Below are 19,034 nucleotides of genomic sequence, written 5' to 3' on the forward strand. Positions count from 1 at the left end.
ACGGCTCGCGGGCCGGCGTCGGGGGCCGCGTCGGGGGCGGCCTCGGGGACGGCGTCGGGGACGGCGTCGGGGACGCTCACGCCGCCGTCCCGACCGGTGCGGCCCCGTCCGCCCGTCCGGGCGCCGCGACCCGTTCCACGACGAGGACGGGTCGGTCGGCCGGCACCGCGGTGGCCCGCGCGCCGGGCGCCAGCGCGCCGGCCTCGCGCGAGGGCACGTCGGCCTTGACCCGGGTGCCGCAGGGCAGGTCCAGGTGGAGGCGGGTGACGGCGCCGAGGAAGGAGGCCGACACGACGGTGGCGGCTCCGTCCGGGTCGGCGGCGACGGTGAGGTTCTCGGGGCGGACGAGGACCTCCACGTCCGGGGTGTGCGGCGTCGGGCCGTCCACGGGCAGGGTGCGGCCGGCGACCTCGACGCGTCCGGTGGCGGTGAGCCGTCCGGGCAGCCGGTTCATGGTGCCGACGAACCCGGCGACGAAGGCCGTCGCGGGGCGTTCGTACAGCTCGGCCGGGGCCGCGCACTGCTCCAGCCGGCCGGCGTTGAGGACGGCGACCCGGTCGGCCATGGACAGGGCCTCCTCCTGGTCGTGCGTGACGAAGACGGTGGTCAGGCCCAGGGAGAGCTGGAGGCGGCGGATCTCCTCGCGCAGGGTGGCCCGTACCTTGGCGTCCAGCGCGGAGAGCGGCTCGTCCAGCAGCAGCACGCGCGGGCGCAGGGCCAGGGCGCGGGCGAGGGCCACGCGCTGTTGCTGACCGCCGGACATCTGGTGCGGGTAGCGGTCGCCGTGTTCGGGCAGTCCGACCAGGTCGAGGAGTTCGGCGGCGCGTTCGCGGCGCCGCGCGGCGGGGACCTTGCGCACGCGCAGGCCGAAGGCCACGTTGTCGCGGGCGCTCAGGTTGGGGAAGAGGCTGTACGACTGGAAGACCATCCCGGCGTCGCGGCGGTGCGCGGGGACGCCGGTGATGTCCCGGCCGTCGACGAGGACCTCGCCGGAGTCCGCGGTCTCGAAGCCCGCGACCACGCGCAGGGCGGTGGTCTTGCCGCAGCCGGACGGGCCGAGCAGGGCGAGGAGTTCGCCGGGCTCCGCGGTCAGGTCGAGGCCGTCAAGGGCGACGGTCGAACCGAACGCGCGGCGCAGGGAGCGGAATTCGACGCGGGCGCCCTCGGGGGACGCGGCCGGCGACGGCTTCCGGGCCGCGGGAAGGGTCGTGGACATGGGGGTCAGGACTCCTTGCGGGAGGTGGTGGGGGCCGGGGAGACCGTGGCGGAGGCGGTTCCGGCCCGCGAGAGGAGGAGCAGCAGCAGCCAGGTCACGAGGAGGCTGAGGATGGACACGGCCACCGACATCCGTGCCTGGGATCCGGAGATCGACACGATCCACACGGCGAAGGGGCGGAAGCCCAGCAGCGAGGCGATGGTGAACTCGCCGAGGACCAGGGCCAGGGTGAGGAAGGCGGCTCCGGCGAGGGAGGACCTGAGGTTGGGGACCAGCACGCGCAGGACGACGTGGGGCCAGCTCGCACCGCAACTGCGTGCGGCCTCGACCAGCGTCGGCACGTCGACGGCGCGCAGTCCGGCGTCGAGGGAGCGGTGCACGAAGGGCAGGGCCAGGACCGTGTAGGCGAGGACGAGGACGACGGGGAAGTCCTCGTTCTGCACGGCGATGAACGTCTGGTAGAGCGGGGTCCGCGAGAGGTGCTCCGGCCCCCAGCGGAGCACGGTGGTGATGCCGGTGACCAGGGCGATGGGCGGCACCACCAGCGGCAGGGTGCACATGACCTCCACGACGGAGCGCAGGCGCGGCGCCCCGAGGCGCACGGCGACCAGGGCGGGGACGGCGAGCAGCAGGGACAGGGCGATGGTGGCCGCGGCCAGGCCGAGGGAGAGCAGGAGGCTCGTGGTGAAGCCCTCGGCCCCGAGGAGCTCGGTGTAGGCGTCGAAGGTGAGGCCCCGGCCGGGGACGTGCACGGTGAACACGAAGGAGGCCAGGAGCGGCAGGAGGAAGTAGGCGCCCGCCAGGGCGAGCACGGCCCCGCGCCACACCCGGGGGCGGGGGCGGGAGCGTGGGCGGCGCGGGGAGCGCGGGCCGCGGCTCGGGGTGGGGGCCGCGGCGGTCGGTGTCATCGCAGCCATCGGGCGCTCCGTCGCTGGAGGGGCAGGTGGATCGCCATGACGAGGCCGGCGATCAGGATCATGTCGAGGCCGAGGGCGAGCGCCACGTTCTCCTGGCCGGTGAGCACGTTGCCCGAGAGGGCGTCCGCGATCTTCAGCGTGACCAGGGGGACGGAGCCGCCGACGAGGGCCGCCGCCGTCGCGTGGGCGGCGAAGGCGGTGCCGAAGAGCAGCACGAACCCGCCGAGCAGGGACGGCGCGAGCACGGGCAGGCCGACGTGGCGCCAGAACTGCCATCCGGTGGCCCCGCTGTTGCGTGCGGCCTCGCGCCACTGCGGGCGCAGGCCGTCCAGGGCCGGGACGATCACCAGCACCATCAGGGGCGTCAGGAAGTACAGGTAGACCACGGTGAGCCCGGTGAAGGAGTACAGGTTCCAGCCGAGGGCGGTGAGGTCGCCGAGGCGGGTGACCACTCCGGAGATGCCGGCGGTCGCGATGAACGCGAAGGCCAGTGGTACGCCGCCGAAGTTGGCGAGTACTCCGGAGGCGGTCAGGGCCGCGCCGCGCAGGGCGGTGGAGCGCGAGGTGACCAGGGCCTGTGCCAGCAGCACGCCGAGCAGTCCGCCCAGGAGCGCGGTCAGGGCGGAGAGCTGGACGCTGCCGACGAGCGAGCCGAGGTAGGGGCCCTGGAGGGAGCGGCCGAGGTGCTCGCCGGTCAGGGCGGTGGCTCTGGTGGCCGCGTCGGTGCGGGTGACGGCGCCGAAGGCGATGGTGGCGAGCGGGACCCCGAAGCAGAGTCCGGTGAAGACGAGGAGGGGGAGGGCGGCGAGCCAGGTGCGGGGGCCGCGCCGCCGGCGGCGCGGGGTGGTGCCGCCGGCGGTCCCCGTCGCGCGGGGGGTGGTGGTGGGGGCGGACATCAGCTGAGGGCCTTGTCCCACTTCTCGGCGAGGGTGGCCTTGGCCTTGTCCAGTTCGGCGGACTCCGGGAAGGTCGGGGTGCCCTGGACCTGCGGGAGCCGGCCGACGGCGGCCTTGTCGGCGGTGCCGTCCTGGGTCATGACGGGCAGCAGCACGGGGCGGGCGTGGCCCTTCAGCCAGATGTTCTGGCCCTCGGCGCTGTAGAGGAACTCCATCCACAGGCGGGCGGCGGCCGGGTTCGGGGCGTCCTTGTTGATGGCCTGCGAGTAGAACTGCGCGTAGACGCCGTCGGTGGGGACCGCGACCTTCCAGTCGACGCCCTTGCCCTTGAACTGCTCGGCGTATCCGGCGTTGAGGTAGTCCCAGTCGATCGAGATGGGCGTCTCGCCCTTCTCGACGGTGGCCGGGGTGGACTCGACGGGGATGAAGTTGCCGGACTTCTTCAACTGGCCGAAGAAGTCGATGCCGGGCTGGATGTCGCCGAAGGAACCCTTGTTGGCGAGGGCCGCCGCGTAGACGCCGCCGAAGGCGGAGCCGGACTTGGTGGGGTTGCCGTTGAGGGCGACCTTGCCCTTGTACTCGGGCTTGAGGAGGTCCGCGAAGGTCTGGGGGCAGGTGGTGACGCGGGCGGCGTCGCAGCCGATGGAGACGTAGCCGCCGTAGTCGTTGTACCAGCGGCCGTCGGCGTCCTTCTGGGAGGCGGGGATCTTGTCCCAGGCGGTGACCCGGTAGGGGGCGAAGAGGTTCTCGGCGGCGCCGCTGCGGGCGAAGGCGATGCCGAGGTCGAGGACGTCGGGGGCGCGGTCCTGTCCCTTGCGGGACTTGACGGCGGCGATCTCGTCGGCGCTGGCGGCGTCCGGGTTCTCGCTGTTGATCTTGATCTTCGGGTACTTCGCCTGGAAGGCCTTCAGCATCTCGCCGTAGTTGGCCCAGTCCGGCGGAAGGGCGATGACGTTGAGCCGGCCCTCCCTCTCGGCGGCCGCGACGAGCGCGTCCATGCCGCCGAGGTCGGCGGCGGAGGCGGCGGTGGCCGGGCGGGCCTTGCCCTGGGCCGAGGCGCCGCCGGCGGCGCCGGCCGGCGCTTGCGCGTCGGGGGCCGCGCCGCACGCGCTGAGCGTGGTCAGGACGGCGGCGCCGAGCAGTACGGCCGCGCCGCGGCGGGCGGTGGAACTGAGCACGGTCTCTCCCGGAGACGAGGGGGTCATGAAGCCGGATCACTTGTCTGGACAAGTTGGCTCCAGTTCGCCCGGGCCCGCTGTACGGACGGTGAACGGCGGCCGACCCGTGGAGCACGACTGGCGGAAGAGACGAGAATGACCGAAAGGGGTCGTGACAGGACCGGTCCGGATGGCCATCGATGATGATCGAGACCGGCGGAGGCCGGACGGTCCGGGGCCGGCAGGTCCCGTCGAGGGGGAGCACGCATGGGTACGGCCCGATATCTGGAGATCGCGGAGGCGCTGCGCGGGGCGATCCTGTCCGGCACCTACCCGGTGGGCGCGCGACTGCCCTCGGAGAGCGACCTGGCGGCGCGCTGGTCCGCCTCGCGCGGCACCGTGCGCCAGGCCGTGGCCACGCTCGCCGCCGAGGGGCTCATCGGCTCCAGCCAGGGCGCGCGCAGGATCGTCCTGCGCCACGAACGCCGCCACAGCTTCGGCGAGTTGAACAGCTTCGCGCAGTGGGCCGAGGGAGTCGGCCACGAGGTGCGCAGCCGCTTCCTGTCCCGTACCCGGCGGCCGGCGACGGCGCGGGAGGCGGAACGGCTCGCCGTGGCGCCCGGTACGGAGGTCCTCGCGGTGCTGCGGCTGCGCACGCTCGACGGGGAGCCGGCGATGGTGGAGCGCACCGCGTACGCCGACTGGGTGGCGGAGGCGGTCGAGGCGCTGGCCCCGGACTGCCGATCGGTCATGGACAGCCTGGCCGCGGAGGCCGGGATCGTGGCCCACTACGGCGAGCACCTCATCGACGCCCTCGCGGCCGGCAGCGAGGACGCCCGACTGCTGGAAATCCGCCGCGGCAGCCCGCTGTTGCGCCAGCGGCACGTCTCGGCCACCCGCACGGGCCGACCGATCGAGTGGTCCGACGACCGCTACCGGGCCGGCAGCGTCACCTTCAGTGTGAGCAACTCGGCGGTAGCCACCCCCTTGGAGCGCCACCCGGCCACCGAACGCTGACGGGACCGGGCCCGGTGGCGGGTGCCGGGCCCGGTCGTGGGCGGCCGGTTCGGCAGCGGGCACCGTCCTCGTCGGCCGGGGCGCCCGGGCCGCTCGCGCGGGGCCGGCCCGGCGTGAAAGCCCGTCCCCCTCGGGGGCACCTCTCGCGCGCGCGTGCCGCACACCGGGCGGGGGCGCGGAGGCCGGCGCGGGCCGGCGGCCTCGTCGGCAAGGGGGCGCGGGCCCCGTTCGGCGGGACGGGCCGTTGCCTTCGGGGCCGCCCTCGCGCCCCGCGCGCCACGCGCACCCGACTCCGGCGACGGGCCCCGGCGGGCCCGGCCTCGGCGCGGGGTCAGACGTCGGTCGTGCCCGCCGCGCGGGCGGCGGCCCGCCGGTGGGCCAGGGCCTCGCCGTGGCGGGACTCGGCCCGTTCCACCGCCTCGTACGCCAGGTCCCGCTCGGCCCGAGCCCGTTCGGACTCCGCCTCCAGGCGGGCCAGGGTCGCGTCCGCCGCGGTGGCCCGGGCCACCGCGGAGCGCCGGACCTCCTCGGCCGTACGCAGTTCCTCCTCGGCTTCGGCGAGGGCCCGCGCGGCGGCGTCGGCGGCCCGCGCGGCGGCCTCGCGAGCCTCCCGGGCCTCGCGGGCCTCCCGGGCCTCGCGCGCGTCGCGGGCATCGCGGGCATCGCGGGCATCGCGCGCGTCGCGGGCCTCGTGGGCATCGGGCGGGGTCCGGCGGCCGGACGGTGGCGGCACAGCGCCCGGGTCGGCCTCCGGGAAGTGCGCCACCGGCTCGGGGACCCTCTCCAGCCGCCCGGAGGCCCATTCCCGCGCCGTGTCGGGATCCGCCAGCACCGCGCGCAGGATCTGCTCCACCTCCTGCTCGACCGTGCCGGACACCTTCGTCCCGGCCTCCTGGGCCAGCCGTACGGCCTCGCGGGCGAGGGCCCCGATGACCACGTGCTGCTGGTGCGAGAGCTCGCGCAACTGCTCGCCGTCCAGGGAGCGGTGCGCCGCGCGCAGGGCCTGGCCGAGCTGGAGGAACTGCTCGACCTCCTCCTCCTTGGCGCGGACGAGGACGTTCGAGGCCCAGGCCGCGAGCGTCGGCCGGCGCAGCGCCGCGATCCGGCGGGCGGCCTCGGGGTCACCGGCCGTCTTCGCCCGCGCGGCGGCCGCCTTGCGCGCCGCCGTGAAACCGGCCGGGTGGGCGGCGTACAGCCCCTCGACCAGCGCGTCCAGATCATCGTGCGCGTCCACGTGCCCACTGTCCGCCATGTCCGCCCGACCGCGGGGGACCACGCGCCCCCGCGCGCGCCGTTCGCCGGACGGGACGCCGGGGCGCCGGCATCGGCACCGGCACGGGGGCATGAGGATCCGGGTGGGTGCGGAAGATCGCCGGAACGGATCAGCGGAGCGCCCCACGCGGGTGAAGTGGCCGCCCGGGCCGGTGTCCGCCCGGGGCGGGGGCCGTTGTGAGGGGTATGAACGCCCGCATACACCCGATAAGCGCACCGGTCCCGCCCTCGGCGGCCCCTTCTCCGGTGGCCGGCGGAGCACAGGCTCCGGGCGGCCCCGCACCGGAGGCACCGGGGTTCCTCGCCCCGTCCGGGCCCTCGGACCGGGCGGCCCCGTCGGCCCCCTCCGCCCCGCCGGACCCGGCGGACCCTCCCTCCCGCATACGGTCCGTGCTCCGCGGCGAGGTCCTCGCCCTCGGCCTGGCCGGGGAGTTCGACCACTTCACCTGCGCCCCCCTGTACGGCCTGCTCGACGAGGCGGCCGCCCGCGGCGCCCGCCGCCTCGTGCTCGACGCGACCCACGTCACCTTCTGCGACTCCGGCCTGCTGCACGTCCTGGAGCGCTGGGCCCGGACCGGAGGTACCTGGGAACCGTCCGGTACCTCCCGGCCGTTCCGGCTCCTCCTGGCCCTCTCGCACCGCCTGCGGCGGGCGTCCGCCGCCGGACGACGGGTGAACGCGTGACCGCCACGCCACCCGCGGCGGACCGCCAAACCGCTCCCGTGCCCTCCCTCAGACGATCCGGCCGTCACGCAACTCCACTACCCTGTCGGCCAGTTGCATCAGTTCCGGATCATGGGTGGCCACCAGGGCGGTGACCGACTCGCTGCGCACCACCGCGCGCAGCAGCCGCATGATCGAGCGACCCGTCTCGGAGTCCAGCTGGCCGGTGGGCTCGTCCGCGATGATCAGGGCGGGCTCATTGGCCAGCGCGCGGGCCACGGCGACGCGTTGCTGCTGCCCCCCGGAGAGTTCCCCGGGCCGCTGGTCCGCGTGGTCGGCGAGGCCCACCAGGGCCAGGAGGGTGCGCACCCTTTCCTCCCGCGCGGCGGCGGGGACCTTGCGCATGCGCAGCGGGACGCCGACGTTCTCGGCGGCGGTGAGCACGGGGATCAGGCCGAACGACTGGAAGACGAAGCCGATCCGCTCGCGGCGCAGGGCGAGCCGGCCGCTCTCGTCCAGGTCGGCCAGGTCGGTGCCGTCGAGTGCGACGGTGCCGCCGGTCGGGGTGTCGAGTCCGCCGACGAGGTTGAGCAGGGTGGTCTTGCCGGAGCCCGACCGGCCCTTGAGGGCGGTGAGTTCGCCCTTGCGGGCCTCGAAGGAGACTCCGCGCAGGGCGTGTACGGCCCGCTCCCCCTCGCCGAAACTGCGGCGCACGTCGCGTACGACGACCATCGCCGGCGCGCCGGCGCCCTCCCCCGCGACCGTGCCGGCGGCCGTGCCGTCCGGCGTTCCGTCGACCGCGGTTCCCGCGGTGTCGCCGGCCGTGCTCGTGTCCCGTTGCTGCGTCATCGTGGCTCCCCCGGCTCCGCCGTCGGCCACGCCGTGGAGGGGCGCCGCCGGGCACGCTCGTACCTTCGTGACCGATTTTGCGCATCTGTCTCATCAATCACGCAAGTACCTTCCGTCGAACGCCCGAATCTGACAGCATCGTCCGCTATCCGGGACCAGTGGTCCGGACGGGGGAGGAAAAGGCACATGATCGGCTTCGTCGTGCGCCGGCTGCGCGGGCGATGGCCGCTCGCCGCCGCGGTGCTGCTCACCGTACTGATCACCACCACCGCGTTGACCGCGCTGCTCGCGTTCACCCGCACCGTCGGCGACGCCGGCACGCGCCGCGCGCTCACCGGCGACGGGGTCGCGCGCACCGCCGTGCTGCTGACCACCGAGCACGACGCGGGTGCCCGCGCCGAGGACGACGCGGCCGTACGGGCCTTCGCGCGCGAGGTGTTCGGTCGCCTGCCCGTCGGCGTAGAGACCGTGCCGCGCGGCCGCTCGTACGGGCTGCCCGGCGCCCGCCCGCCCGGCCGGGACGCCGACCTGACCGTGCTCGCGGGCCTGGACCGCGCGCGCGTACGCCTCCTCGCGGGCCGGTGGCCCGAGGCCGTGGGGCAGCGCCCGGACCGGGTACCGGTGGCCGTGCCCCAGGCGGCCCTGCGGCGGCTGGGGTTGGTCGAGCGGGCCCTGCCCGCCGAGGTGCGGCTGGAGGACCGCTACGGCGGCGCCCCGCTGGAGGTGCTCGTCACCGGCGTGTACCGGGCGACCGAGCCGGAGGCCCCCTACTGGCGGCTCGACCCCCTCGGGGGGCGGGAGTTGCAGATCGGCGCCTTCACCACCTACGGCCCGATGCTGGTCGACGACTCCGTCTTCACGCTCGGCGCAGTCCCCCAGAACGGCCGTGCCGCGCTGCTGACCCCCGACCTGTCCGCGGCCACCCCGGCCGACGTGCGGGAGCTGGGCGAGCGCGCGTCCCGGACCGTCGACGCGAAGGTGCCGTCCGGGTTCGCCGCGCACACCGAGCTGCCGCGGTTCCTGGACGACCTGCGGGCGGCGCAACGGGTGGCCCGCTCCACCCTGCTGGTCGGCGCGCTCCAACTCGCCGTCCTCGCCTCGGCCGCGCTGCTGCTGGTGGCCGGCCTGCTGACGCGGCGCCAGGAGGCCGAGCGGGTGTTGCTGATCGCGCGCGGCGCCTCCCGACGGCGGCTCGGGGCGCTCTCCGCGACCGAGTCCCTCTTCCTCGCCCTGCCGGCGGCGCTCCTCGCCCCGCTGCTGGCCCCGCTCCTGCTGCGGCTGATCGGCGGCCACGGGCCGCTCGCGCGGGTCCCCTTCGACACGGCCCCGCACGCCCTGCTGTGGCCCGCCGCCGCCTGCCTGGCCCTGCTGTGCGTGCTGTTGACGGCGCTGCCCGCCCTGCTGCGCGGCGCGGGCGCCGCCGCCCTGCGGTTCGGCGGGCGCCGGCGGGCCCTGGTGTCGGGAGCGGCCCGCTCCGGCGCGGACCTCGCGCTGGTGGCACTGGCCGTCCTCGCCTACAGCCGGCTCTCCGCGTACAGCGGCGACGGCGCGGACACCGGGCCGGGCGAGGGTCTCGGGGTGGATCCGGTCCTGGTCGCGGCGCCGACCCTGGCGCTGTGCGCGGGCACCCTCCTCGTCCTGCGGCTGCTGCCCCTGGTGGCCCGGCTCGGCGGACGGATCGCCGCCCGCGGTCGGGGGCTCGGTCCCGCGCTCGTCGGCTGGCAGCTCGCCCGCCGGCCCGGGCGGGTCGGCGGCCCCGTCCTGCTGCTCGTCCTCGCCGTGTCCAGCGGGGTCCTCGCCCTGGGCCAACACACCGCCTGGACCGCCTCCCAGCGCGACCAGGCCGACTTCGTCTCCGCCGGCGGACTGCGGATCACCGGCAGCGACCTGCCGCCGCTGGGCCGGGGCGGACGGTACGCGGCCCTGCCCGGCGGCGAGCGCGTCACCCCGGTGATCCGTACCGTGCAGGACCTGCCCGACGGGACCAAGGGGGACCTCCTCGCCGTGGACGCCCCCGCGTTCGCGCGGCGGGTGCCGCTCCGGGCCGACCTGCGCGAAGGGCGCTCCATGGAGGAGCTGTTCACCCCGCTCGCCGGGGGCTCCCCCCGACCGGCCGGCATCGCCCTGCCGGGCCGCCCGCAACGCGTCGACCTCGACGTGAGCGTACGGGCGTCCCTGACGAGCGGGGTCCCGTCCGTCTCCCTGCTGCTGCGCGACCGCCACGGCGTGACCTACCGCTCCCCGCTGGCCGAGCTGCCCGACGGCGGCCGGGCCACCGTCGCGGTGGACCTCACCCCCCTGACGGGCGCCCCGATCGGGTCCGCCGCCGTGCCGCTGGACGTCGCCGGGATCGCCGTGACCTTCGGGGGCGCCGTCCCCACGATCGGCGGGGGCGGCTCCACGGACCCCATCGAGGCCGAACTCACCCTGCACCGGGTGGCGGTGGCCGAGTCCGCCGACGGGCCCGCCGCAGCGGTGACGGCGTCCGCGCCGGCCTGGCACCTGTCCGCGCCGACCCTCCGCGACGGGCGCCCGGCCGCCGCCCTGCCCGGGCCCGACACGGCGGACGGCGGCGCCCTGCTGCGTCTGGCCTACCGTGCCCCGTCCCCCGTCCCGGGCGGCTACCAGACCGTCCTGAGCACGGCCGGGGCGCCGGTGTCCGAGATCCCGGGCCTGGCCACCCACGCCTACCTGAAGGCCATCGGCTCGGCGGTCGGCGACCTGGTGCCGGTCCGCCTCGGCGTCGACACCGTCGCCGTCCGCGTCACGGCGGCCGTGGCCTCCCTGCCGGTGGTCGGGGACACGGCACTGGCGGTGGACCTCGGCGCTGCCGGCCGGCTGATCGCGGCCAAGGAGGGCCACGACCTGCCCCCGCCCGACGAGTGGTGGCTGCCCGCGGCCTCGGCGGACGACCCGTCGCCCGCCCGGGCGGCGCAGGCCCTGCGGGCGCAGGCGGGCCGGCAACAGCTGGTGCTGCGCGAGGAGACGGCCGCCGCCCTGCTCGACGACCCCCTGAGCGCGGGCCCGCAGGCGGCGCTCGGCGCGCTCGCCGCGGCCTGCGCCGTGCTCGCCGCCATCGGGTTCGCCGCGTCCGCGACGGCCGCGGCCCGCGAGCGCGGCCGCGAGTACGCGATCCTGCTCGCGCTGGGCGCCGACCGCGGCGCACTCGGCCGGACGACCGCCGCGGAGAGCGGGCTGCTCGTGGGGCTCGGCACCGCCGTGGGCCTGGGGCTGGGCGTGGCCGTCACCCACCTGGTCGTCCCCCTGGTGGTGCTCGACTCGGGCGCCCGGCGTCCGGTGCCCGAGGTGCTGGTGGACCTGCCCGGCACGCGACTGCTGCTCCTGACCCTCGCCATCGCCGCGCTGCCCCTCCTGTCGGCCGCGCTCGGCGGTCGCGGACGACGCGATGTGGCCGTGCGGCTGCGGCACGTGGAGGAAATGTGACCAGCCCGTCCACCGGGGCCGGCTGGGTGCGGACCCGGCTGCGGGCCGCTCCCGGGCCCGCCGCGCTCGCCGCGCTCCTCGCCTTCGTCTCCGTCCTGCTCGCCACCGCACTGCCCCGGGCCCTGGACCGGGGCGCCGACCAGGCCCTGCGCTCCTTCCTGGGCTCCGCCGGTCCGGCCGCCGGCAGCCTCCACGTCCGCGCCGACGTGAAATCCGGGCCGCTCACCCCCCAGGGGCTGGACTCCACCCTGGAGGTCCTGCGCTCGCGGATCGCGTCCGCCGGGTTCGCCACGGCCCCCGACGGTCCCGTGCACGGCACGACCGGCAACAAGCCGCGCCCGCTGTCCAATCCCGAACTCACCCGGCCCGCCGACGAGATCGACCCCACCCTCCAGCTGCTGTTCCTGCCCGAGGCCCGTTCCCACGCCCGGCTGGTCGCCGGCCGCTGGCCGGACGGCGGCTCCGCCGACGGGCCGGTGCCGGTGGCGATGTCCCAGAGCGCGGCCGACACCCTCGGGGCGAAGCTGGGCACCGTCCTGCGGGCCCGACCCGACGTCGCCGGCCAACTGAACGCCGAGATCGTCGGCCTGTACACCGCCGACGATCCGGACGGGGTCTACTGGACGGGCCTGCTGTGCCCCACCCGGGCCTGCCACCCCGTCGGTCCCGGCTGGGCCACCTCGGCCCTGGTGGGACCCGACGCGCTGGAGCGGATCGGCCCGTGGGGGTCGGGCGCCGTCGACTTCTGGCGGATCCCGGTGGACACCGGGGCGCTGCGCGCCGACCGGTTGTCGGCCACCACCGACGAGATCGCCTCGTACGTCGCCGGCCCGACCGCGTCCGCGCTGGCCCGCGACACCGGGCGGGGGGACCTGCGGATCACCTCGGAGCTGCCGAGGCTGTTCAAGGAGGCCCGGGAGCGCCGGCAGGCCGCCGCACCGCTCGCGGCGATCGGTCCGGCCGGGCTCGCCGGAGTGGCGCTCGTCGTGTTCTTCCTGGCCGCGGCCCTCACGGCGGCCCGCAGGGAGGCGGAGCTGCGGCTGCTGCGCGCCCGGGGCGGCTCCCGCGCCGGGATCGTCCGCCGGGTCCTGGCCGAGAACGCCGTCACGGTGCTGCCCGCCGCGCTGCTCGGGGCCCTGCTGCCCCTCGTGCTGCTGCCGACGCCCCGGACGCTGCCCGCGCTGTGCGCCGCGGGGGCCGTCACGCTGGCCCTCCTCGTGGCCCTTCCGGTACGGGCCTTCGTGCTGGTGTCGCCCGAGCGCGGGCCCGCGCCCCGGCGCCAGCTCGTGGCCGAACTGCTGGTCCTCGCCGCCACGGTGGCGGCGGTGCTCCAGGTCCGCCGCCGGGGGGTGGCGCCCGCGGGCGCGGACCTCGACCCGCTGCTGATCGCCGCGCCCCTGCTGCTCGCCCTGAGCGGCGGCCTGTTGCTGGCCCGTCTGCTGCCCGTCCTGGTCGGGGTGCTGTCCCGGGTGGCGGGGCGGCGGCCCGGTCTGATCGGCTTCCTGGGCCTGGCGCGGGCGGCCCGGGGCGCGGGAGGGCGCGCACGGCCACCCGTACTGCCCCTGATCGCGCTGCTGGCGGCGGTGACCACCGGCGGTTTCGGGGCCACCGTTCTGAGCTCCGTGGAGTCCGCGCGCACGACCGTCGCGCGGGCCGACGTCGGCGGCGACGCCCGGGTCTCGGCGCCGCCGTGGGCCACGGTGCCCCGGGGGTTCGTGGAGGCGGCGGGCGCGCTGCCCGGCGTACGGACCTCCCTCGGGTTGTGGATGGACCACGAGGCGTTCGTCTTCGGCACCGACCGGGGCTTCGCGCAGACCACGGTGATCGTGGCCGACCCCCGGCGCTACGCCGAGCTGGCGCGGGTCGTGGGGCGCGGACAGATCGACCCGGGGCCGCTGTCGGGCCCCGACGCGGGCGCCGACGCCCCGGTGCCCGCCCTGTTCAGCAGGGAACTGGACGGGCAGAGCCCCGACGGGGTCTACCGGCTGCGGCTCGGCAACGGCGAGGAGCTGCGGGCGAGGTCGGCCGGTGTGGTCAAGGGCTCCCCCGCCCTGTCGGGCGACGCGCGGGCGATCGTGGTGCTGCCCGCCGGACCGGTCACCGCCCGGATCGCCGCGACGGCCGGGGCCACGCACTGGTTCGCCCTCGGGTCCGTCGGCGAGGACCGGTTGAAGGCGCTGATGGAGGCCTCCGCGCCGGCCGGGACGGCCGACCGCTACCTGGTCCGCACGAGCGGGGGCGCCGTCGCGGCGCTCGCCTCGGACCCGTTGCAGAGCTCCGCGGAACGGCTGTTCTGGGCCTCGCTCGCGGGCGCCGCGGGCTTCGCGGTGCTGGCCGTGCTGCTCACGCTCGCGCGGACGGGCCCGGACCGGGCCGCCCTGTTGGCGCGGTTGCGGACGATGGGGCTGCGGCCCCGGCAGGGCGTGGCGCTGATCGTCGCGGAGTCCCTGCCGCAGGCGGTGGTGGCTGCCGTCGGCGGCGCCGGCGTCGCGGCCTGCGCCGTGCTGCTGCTCGGCCCGGCCGTGGACCTGTCGACGCTGGTCGGCTCCGGCGTGCCCGTCGGGGTGCGGTTCGCGGCGGCGCCCGTGCTCACGCAGGCGCTCGGCCTGGCCGCGTTGGTGGCCGCGGCCGTGCTCGTCGAGGCGGCGGTGTCCGGCCGGCGTCAGATCACCACCGAGTTGAGAGCGGGAGACCGACCTTGAACACCGAAGCGCCCACGTACGAGGAGCTGCGCCGCCAGGCGCTGGCCGCGGCCGAACCGCGCGTCCGGTCGGCCGACGCGGCCATCGTCTGCGACCGTCTGGTACGGATCTTCAGCACCGCCGGGGTGGAGGTGCAGGCGCTCCAGGGTCTGGAACTGAGCGTGGCCCGGGGTGATCTGGTGGCACTGGTCGGCGCGTCCGGCAGCGGCAAGTCCACGCTGCTCAACATCCTGGCCGGCCTGGACGTCCCCACCGCGGGCCGGGCCTCGGTCGACGGCTACGACCTGCTGGAGATGTCCGCCAAGGACCGGCTTCGCTACCGGCGCGAGGCGGTCGGCTTCGTCTGGCAGCAGACGGCCCGCAACCTGATGCCCTTCCTGACGGCCGCCCAGAACGTCGCCCTGCCCATGCGGTTGAGGGGCGGCGGGCGGCGCGCCGGCGCCCGACACGCGCGGCGGGCGGCCGACCTCCTGGAGGCCCTGGGCATCGGCGACCTCGCCGACCGCCGTCCCGACGGGCTCTCCGGCGGCCAACAGCAGCGCGTCGCGATCGCGGTGGCCATGGCCAACGACCCGGCGGTGCTGCTCGCCGACGAACCGACGGGCGAGCTGGACTCCGAGACCGGCGAGGCCGTCTTCGAGGCGTTCCGTACGGTCAACCGGGAGCTGGGCGCGACCGTGGTGATCGTCACCCACGACCCGATGGTGGCGGGCGAGGTGCGCCGCACGGTGGCCATCCGCGACGGCCGCACCAGCAGCGAGGTGCTGCGGCGCACCGTCACCGACGAGGACGGCACCGAGTCGGTCAGCGAGCGGGAGTACGTGATGTTGGACCGCACGGGGCGGGTGCAGCTGCCGCACAAGTTCCTGGAGGCGCTCGGCATGGAGCACCGGGTCGCCGTCGATCTCGCCGCCGACCGCATCGAGGTCCGTCCCGACGACGTGGACACCGGCCCGGGCCCGGACCGGTCGACCACCGGTTGACGCGCCGGTGACCTTCCGTCCACCGCCTCGACGTGCCGCGGCGGCGCGGGCGTCACTTCCGTGGTCCGGGTGTCGTTAGGCGCTCGGGGTTGACTCGGGGGGCGAAGGGATGACGGAATGCGGCAGTTTCCTCTGGAGATGCACCACCTGGCGCCGGGACGCGTGGTCGAGTGGAGGTTGCGGTCCACGGCCGCGGAGGGCGCGGCGACCGCGACCGCCCCGCTCCCGGTGCCGGCCGCCCGGTCCGGCTCCGACGCTCCGCGACGGTCGGAGGGGGTGGGCAGGAGGGCGTCCTTCAACCAGGACAAGCACTTCACGGTCGCCGAGGAGAGCCGCGGGGCCGACGACCCGGTCGCGTCCTGGTTGGCCGTCACGTTCGAGATCGACGGCCCGCTCGACGAGGAGGCCCTCTCCAGGGCCCTGTTGGGGCTGGTCGGGCGGCACGAGGTGCTGCGGTGCGAGTTCCGCAGGCTGGCCGGCGAGCTGGCGTGCGAACCCCTCGCCGCCGATGAACTTGCCCTGGAACCGGTGCACATGGCCACCTTCGAGGAGGCCGGCGCACTGCGCGAGTTCCTGGTGGAGCGCTTCAAGCGCAGCATCGACACCCTGTCGTGGCCGCTGTTCACGATGGGCGCGGTCCTGCGGCCCGACTCGGCGACGGTCTACCTCGCCTTCGACCACATCGTCTGCGACGGCATGTCGATGCCGATCGTGGTCCGCGAGGTGTGCACGGAGTACGAGGCCCTGCGGCGCGGCGGGCACCCGGAGCAGGCCGATCCGCCCAGCTACCTGGACTTCGCGGAGGAGCAGCGGCGCCGCTACCTGTCCATCGACGTCGCCGACGAACGCCTGGACTACTGGAAGTCGTTCATCGCGCGCAACGGGGAGTTCTTCCCGCGCTTCCCGCTCGACCTGGGCGTCGAGCCGGACCGGATGTACCCGATCGTCAACGAGGCCTCCACCCTCCTGGACGCCGCCGAGGCGGAGGTGTTCGAGAAGGTCTGTCACGAGGTGGACGCGAAGCCCTTCATGGGCGTGCTCGGTTCGGTCGCGGTCTGTCTGCGCGAGGCGGGCGGTCCCGGTGTCTACCGGGGGTTCATGCCGGTCAGCGAGCGCGGGCGCGGTGCGTGGAACGACGCGGTGGGCTGGTTCGTCAACACCATGCCGATCGAGTTCGACGCCTCGCCGGGGCGGGACTTCGCGCAGGTGATGGCTTCGGTGCGGGCCGGGTTCGGGGAGATGATCCGGCACATCGACGTCCCGTTCGTACGGGCCTGGGAGTTGCTGGCGCCCGAGCAGTTCGCCGCGCGCTCGTGGCCGTACCCGGTGAACTTCTTCTCCTACCTGGACATGCGCAAGTGCCCGGGCGCCGAGCACCACGACGCGTGGCGGCCCACGACCCACGTGTGGTCCGCTCGGGCGAACGGCGCCTGTTCCTGGTTCCAGCGGGACGCGGACGGGCTGCACATGAACTCGATCTACGTGGACACGGCGGCCGCGCGGCGCACGATGGGCGACTTCCAGGAGGCGTTGCGGGCGACGGTGCGCGGCATCGCGCGCTCGGGCGGCTTCCGCCGGCCGGTCGCGCTGACGCCTCCGCGCCGGACGCGGGAGAGCGGGGCGCCCGTCAGGGGCTGAGGTCCCGCAAGGCGGCGACGCGGGCCAGCAGCAGGTCGCGTTCCCTGGCGTTGTGGGTGAGGGCCGCCGCCCGTTCGAACTCGGCCCGTGCCTCCGCGCCGCGCCCGAGCCGCTCCAGCAGGTCGCCGCGCACGCTCGGCAGCAGGTGGTAGGAGCGCAGCGCGCTCTCGTCCGCGAGGGCGTCGACCAGGGGCAGGGCCGCACCGGGGCCTTCGGCCATGGAGACGGCGACCGCCCGGTTCAGTTCGACGACCGGGGAGGGGGTCAGCCGGGCGAGGGCGGCGTAGAGGGCGGCGATGGCCTCCCAGTCGGTGTCCTCGTAGCGGACGGCGGTGGCGTGGCAGCCGGCGATGGCGGCCTGGAGGGAGTACGGGCCGGTGCCGGCGCGTCCCAGGGCCCGGGTCCCGCGTCGGATGAGCATGCGGTTCCAGCGGGTGCGGTTCTGGTCGGCGAGGAGCACCGGCTCACCGTCCGGGCCGGTGCGGGTGGCGGTGCGCGAGGCCTGGAACTCCAGCAGCGCGCACAGCCCGTGCGCCTCGGGCTCCCGTGGCGCGAGGGCGGTGAGGAGCCGGGCCAGGCGCAGGGCGTCCTCGCAGAGGGCGGGGCGCAGCAGGTCGTCGCCGGCGGTGGCGGAGTAGCCCTCGTTGAAGATCAGGTAGATGACCTCCAGGACGGAGCCGAGGCGCGCCTCGCGGTCGGCGCCGTAGGGGACCTCGTAGGGCACCGCCGCCTTGGCCAGGGTCCGCTTCGCGCGGACGACGCGTTGGGCGACGGTCGGCTCGACGGTCAGGAAGGCGCGGGCGATCTCCCGGGTGGTGAGGCCGCCGACCAGGCGCAGGGTCAGGGCGATGCGGCCCTCCGTCGACAGGACGGGGTGGCAGGCGGTGAAGACCAGGCGCAGCAGGTCGTCGTCGATGTCGTCGGGGTCAGCCGGGTCGGGCGGGGGCGGTACGTCCTCCAGGGCGCGGCCGACCTCGGCGAGTTTGCGGGCGTAGGTCTCGCGGCGGCGCACGAGGTCGACCGCCCGGTGTCGGGCGGTGGTCATCAGCCAGGCACCGGGCCGTTCGGGGACGCCCGCGTCGGGCCACTGTTCCAGGGCGGCGACGAGGGCGTCCTGGGCGATCTCCTCGGCGATGCCGACGTCCCGCACGATCCGGGCCACGGCGGCGATGATCCGCGCGGACTCGATCCTGAACACCGTTTCGACCGCCCGGGTCGTACTCGCTGCCGTCACGGCCACCCATCAGAGCAGCCGTGACGGAGCGGGGCAAACGCGCCGCCGGGGCGGCGCGTGGCTCACATCGCGGCGATCTCCCTGACCTCGGCGCCGACGTGCCAGCTCTCGGGGTGCGTCTCCAGGAAGCGAGTGGTCCACTCGACGGCCTCGGCCTTGTCCTTGCACTGGAGGAGGGCGTAGCCGCCGACGACCTCCTTGGTCTCGGTGAAGGGACCGTCGGTGAAGGTGGTCCGCCCGCCCGACCAGGTGATCCTGGTGGCCTCGGCGGTGGGGAGCAGGCCGGCGGTGTCGAGCATGACCCCGGCCTTGGTGATCTCCTCCAGGAGGGCGCCCATCCGCTGCTCGAAGTCCGCCGGGAAGTTCTCGGGCGGCAGGTTCTGCTCGTCGATGCGGATCAGGGTCAGGAAGCGCGGCATGGTGACTCCTCGGTCGGTGGGGCGGCGGGGTCCTCCCCGCCTCTCACCCGTACGTCGAACGGGAGACGCCGGGATCGACGGGTCCGGGAAAGATTCTTCGAGGAATTCGCGGACGCGGCCACCGGACGGGCGCCACCGGGCCTGTCCCCCGATAGCTACCCGCGAGTAGGATCGCGCTCCCTGACACTCCGAGAGGACTCCCGATGCCCCGCACCCCTTCCTCCCCGCTGCTCCTCGCCGGTCTGCTGGCCGGCGCGGCCGTGGCGCACGCGGTCGCGCCCAGGCAGTTCGACGCGATCGTCCCCCGCTCCCTGCCGGGCGGCCCGCGGCTGTGGACCTACGCGAGCGGAGCGGCCGAGCTGGCCCTCGCGGTGGGCGTGGCCCATCCGAGGACCCGGCGGGTGGCGGCGGGGGCCACGGCGGCGTTCTTCGTCGGGGTGTTCCCCGCGAACGTCAAGATGGCCGCGGACGCGCGCCGTCGTTCCCCGGGCCACCGGGCGGTGGCCTACGGGCGGCTTCCGTTGCAGGTGCCGCTCGTCCTGTGGGCCCGCGGCGTGAGCCGCTCGGCCGGTTCCGCCTGAGAGCGGCGCCGCGACACCCCGGAGCGCCTCGGGAACCCCTTCTCGC

General features: G+C 75.8%; 15 protein-coding genes. 7 read left to right on the forward strand and 8 right to left on the reverse strand.

Annotated features, from left to right (window positions below; genetic code table 11):
* Positions 1–76 precede the first annotated feature (76 nt).
* Genes ACZ6ZI_RS06355 through ACZ6ZI_RS06370 form a run of 4 tightly spaced genes read right to left on the reverse strand, consistent with a single transcriptional unit; the run spans position 77 to position 4,234 of the window.
* On the reverse strand, positions 77–1,216 hold the full coding sequence (locus ACZ6ZI_RS06355; protein ID WP_469516794.1) for an ABC transporter ATP-binding protein: 1,140 nt from the start codon (positions 1,214–1,216) through the stop codon (positions 77–79).
* A 5-nt stretch (positions 1,217–1,221) separates the two neighbouring features.
* Positions 1,222–2,133, reverse strand: a complete 912-nt coding sequence (locus ACZ6ZI_RS06360) for an ABC transporter permease (RefSeq protein WP_469516797.1) — start codon at positions 2,131–2,133, stop codon at positions 1,222–1,224.
* Positions 2,121–3,029: an ABC transporter permease gene (locus ACZ6ZI_RS06365; protein WP_469516800.1), complete on the reverse strand. Its 909-nt coding sequence runs from the start codon at positions 3,027–3,029 to the stop codon at positions 2,121–2,123. The genes ACZ6ZI_RS06360 and ACZ6ZI_RS06365 overlap by 13 nt, the downstream gene beginning before the upstream one ends.
* Entirely contained in the window at positions 3,029–4,234 is a 1,206-nt protein-coding gene (locus ACZ6ZI_RS06370; RefSeq protein ID WP_469516802.1) for an ABC transporter substrate-binding protein, read from the reverse strand. The genes ACZ6ZI_RS06365 and ACZ6ZI_RS06370 overlap by 1 nt, the downstream gene beginning before the upstream one ends.
* Before the next feature lie 219 nt (positions 4,235–4,453).
* On the opposite strand from ACZ6ZI_RS06370, the gene ACZ6ZI_RS06375 reads away from it, so the two are divergent.
* Positions 4,454–5,203 carry a GntR family transcriptional regulator gene (locus tag ACZ6ZI_RS06375; protein ID WP_469516805.1) on the forward strand — a complete coding sequence of 250 codons (750 nt, stop codon included), beginning with the start codon at positions 4,454–4,456 and terminating at the stop codon, positions 5,201–5,203.
* Positions 5,204–5,534: 331 nt separating this feature from the next.
* On the opposite strand, the gene ACZ6ZI_RS06380 is transcribed toward ACZ6ZI_RS06375, so the two are convergent.
* A complete protein-coding gene (locus ACZ6ZI_RS06380; RefSeq protein WP_469516808.1) occupies positions 5,535–6,437 on the reverse strand; it encodes a hypothetical protein in 903 nt (300 codons plus the stop codon).
* A 428-nt stretch (positions 6,438–6,865) separates the two neighbouring features.
* On the opposite strand from ACZ6ZI_RS06380, the gene ACZ6ZI_RS06385 reads away from it, so the two are divergent.
* Positions 6,866–7,159 (forward strand): STAS domain-containing protein, encoded by a 294-nt coding sequence (locus ACZ6ZI_RS06385; protein WP_469516811.1) that lies wholly within the window; start codon positions 6,866–6,868, stop codon positions 7,157–7,159.
* 48 nt (positions 7,160–7,207) lie between these two features.
* Here ACZ6ZI_RS06385 and ACZ6ZI_RS06390 read toward each other — a convergent pair whose 3' ends face one another.
* Positions 7,208–7,870, reverse strand: a complete 663-nt coding sequence (locus tag ACZ6ZI_RS06390; RefSeq protein WP_469517660.1) for an ABC transporter ATP-binding protein — start codon at positions 7,868–7,870, stop codon at positions 7,208–7,210.
* Between the two features lie 303 nt (positions 7,871–8,173).
* On the opposite strand from ACZ6ZI_RS06390, the gene ACZ6ZI_RS06395 reads away from it, so the two are divergent.
* From ACZ6ZI_RS06395 to ACZ6ZI_RS06410, 4 genes are all read left to right on the forward strand, one after another.
* Positions 8,174–11,431, forward strand: a complete 3,258-nt coding sequence (locus ACZ6ZI_RS06395) for an FtsX-like permease family protein (RefSeq protein WP_469516814.1) — start codon at positions 8,174–8,176, stop codon at positions 11,429–11,431.
* Positions 11,428–14,133: a hypothetical protein gene (locus tag ACZ6ZI_RS06400; RefSeq protein ID WP_469516817.1), complete on the forward strand. Its 2,706-nt coding sequence runs from the start codon at positions 11,428–11,430 to the stop codon at positions 14,131–14,133. The genes ACZ6ZI_RS06395 and ACZ6ZI_RS06400 overlap by 4 nt, the downstream gene beginning before the upstream one ends.
* Complete coding sequence (locus tag ACZ6ZI_RS06405) at positions 14,130–15,116, forward strand: ABC transporter ATP-binding protein (RefSeq protein WP_469516820.1); 987 nt, start codon at positions 14,130–14,132, stop codon at positions 15,114–15,116. Before ACZ6ZI_RS06400 ends, ACZ6ZI_RS06405 begins: the two co-directional genes overlap by 4 nt.
* A gap of 117 nt (positions 15,117–15,233) precedes the next feature.
* Positions 15,234–16,754, forward strand: a complete 1,521-nt coding sequence (locus ACZ6ZI_RS06410) for a condensation domain-containing protein (RefSeq protein WP_469516823.1) — start codon at positions 15,234–15,236, stop codon at positions 16,752–16,754.
* Here ACZ6ZI_RS06410 and ACZ6ZI_RS06415 read toward each other — a convergent pair.
* Positions 16,744–17,988 (reverse strand): RNA polymerase sigma factor, encoded by a 1,245-nt coding sequence (locus ACZ6ZI_RS06415; protein WP_469516827.1) that lies wholly within the window; start codon positions 17,986–17,988, stop codon positions 16,744–16,746. The genes ACZ6ZI_RS06410 and ACZ6ZI_RS06415 overlap by 11 nt on opposite strands.
* A gap of 62 nt (positions 17,989–18,050) precedes the next feature.
* Complete coding sequence (locus ACZ6ZI_RS06420) at positions 18,051–18,407, reverse strand: YciI family protein (protein ID WP_363054079.1); 357 nt, start codon at positions 18,405–18,407, stop codon at positions 18,051–18,053.
* 203 nt (positions 18,408–18,610) lie between these two features.
* Between ACZ6ZI_RS06420 and ACZ6ZI_RS06425 the strand changes: the two genes are divergently transcribed.
* Positions 18,611–18,988, forward strand: coding sequence for a DoxX family protein (locus tag ACZ6ZI_RS06425; RefSeq protein WP_469516830.1), 378 nt, complete (start codon positions 18,611–18,613; stop codon positions 18,986–18,988).
* The last annotated feature ends 46 nt before the right edge of the window (positions 18,989–19,034 follow it).

Source organism: Streptomyces sp. NPDC103540, from assembly GCF_055584445.1.

Bases quoted from the DNA above. Each gene is read 5' to 3' on its own strand.
- ACZ6ZI_RS06355 (WP_469516794.1), bottom strand. From the start codon at position 1,216: ATGTCCACGACCCTTCCCGCGGCCCGGAAGCCGTCGCCGGCCGCGTCC.
- ACZ6ZI_RS06360 (WP_469516797.1), bottom strand. From the start codon at position 2,133: ATGGCTGCGATGACACCGACCGCCGCGGCCCCCACCCCGAGCCGCGGC.
- ACZ6ZI_RS06365 (WP_469516800.1), bottom strand. From the start codon at position 3,029: ATGTCCGCCCCCACCACCACCCCCCGCGCGACGGGGACCGCCGGCGGC.
- ACZ6ZI_RS06370 (WP_469516802.1), bottom strand. From the start codon at position 4,234: ATGACCCCCTCGTCTCCGGGAGAGACCGTGCTCAGTTCCACCGCCCGC.
- ACZ6ZI_RS06375 (WP_469516805.1), top strand. From the start codon at position 4,454: ATGGGTACGGCCCGATATCTGGAGATCGCGGAGGCGCTGCGCGGGGCG.
- ACZ6ZI_RS06390 (WP_469517660.1), bottom strand. From the start codon at position 7,870: ATGGTCGTCGTACGCGACGTGCGCCGCAGTTTCGGCGAGGGGGAGCGG.
- ACZ6ZI_RS06395 (WP_469516814.1), top strand. From the start codon at position 8,174: ATGATCGGCTTCGTCGTGCGCCGGCTGCGCGGGCGATGGCCGCTCGCC.
- ACZ6ZI_RS06410 (WP_469516823.1), top strand. From the start codon at position 15,234: ATGCGGCAGTTTCCTCTGGAGATGCACCACCTGGCGCCGGGACGCGTG.
- ACZ6ZI_RS06420 (WP_363054079.1), bottom strand. From the start codon at position 18,407: ATGCCGCGCTTCCTGACCCTGATCCGCATCGACGAGCAGAACCTGCCG.
- ACZ6ZI_RS06425 (WP_469516830.1), top strand. From the start codon at position 18,611: ATGCCCCGCACCCCTTCCTCCCCGCTGCTCCTCGCCGGTCTGCTGGCC.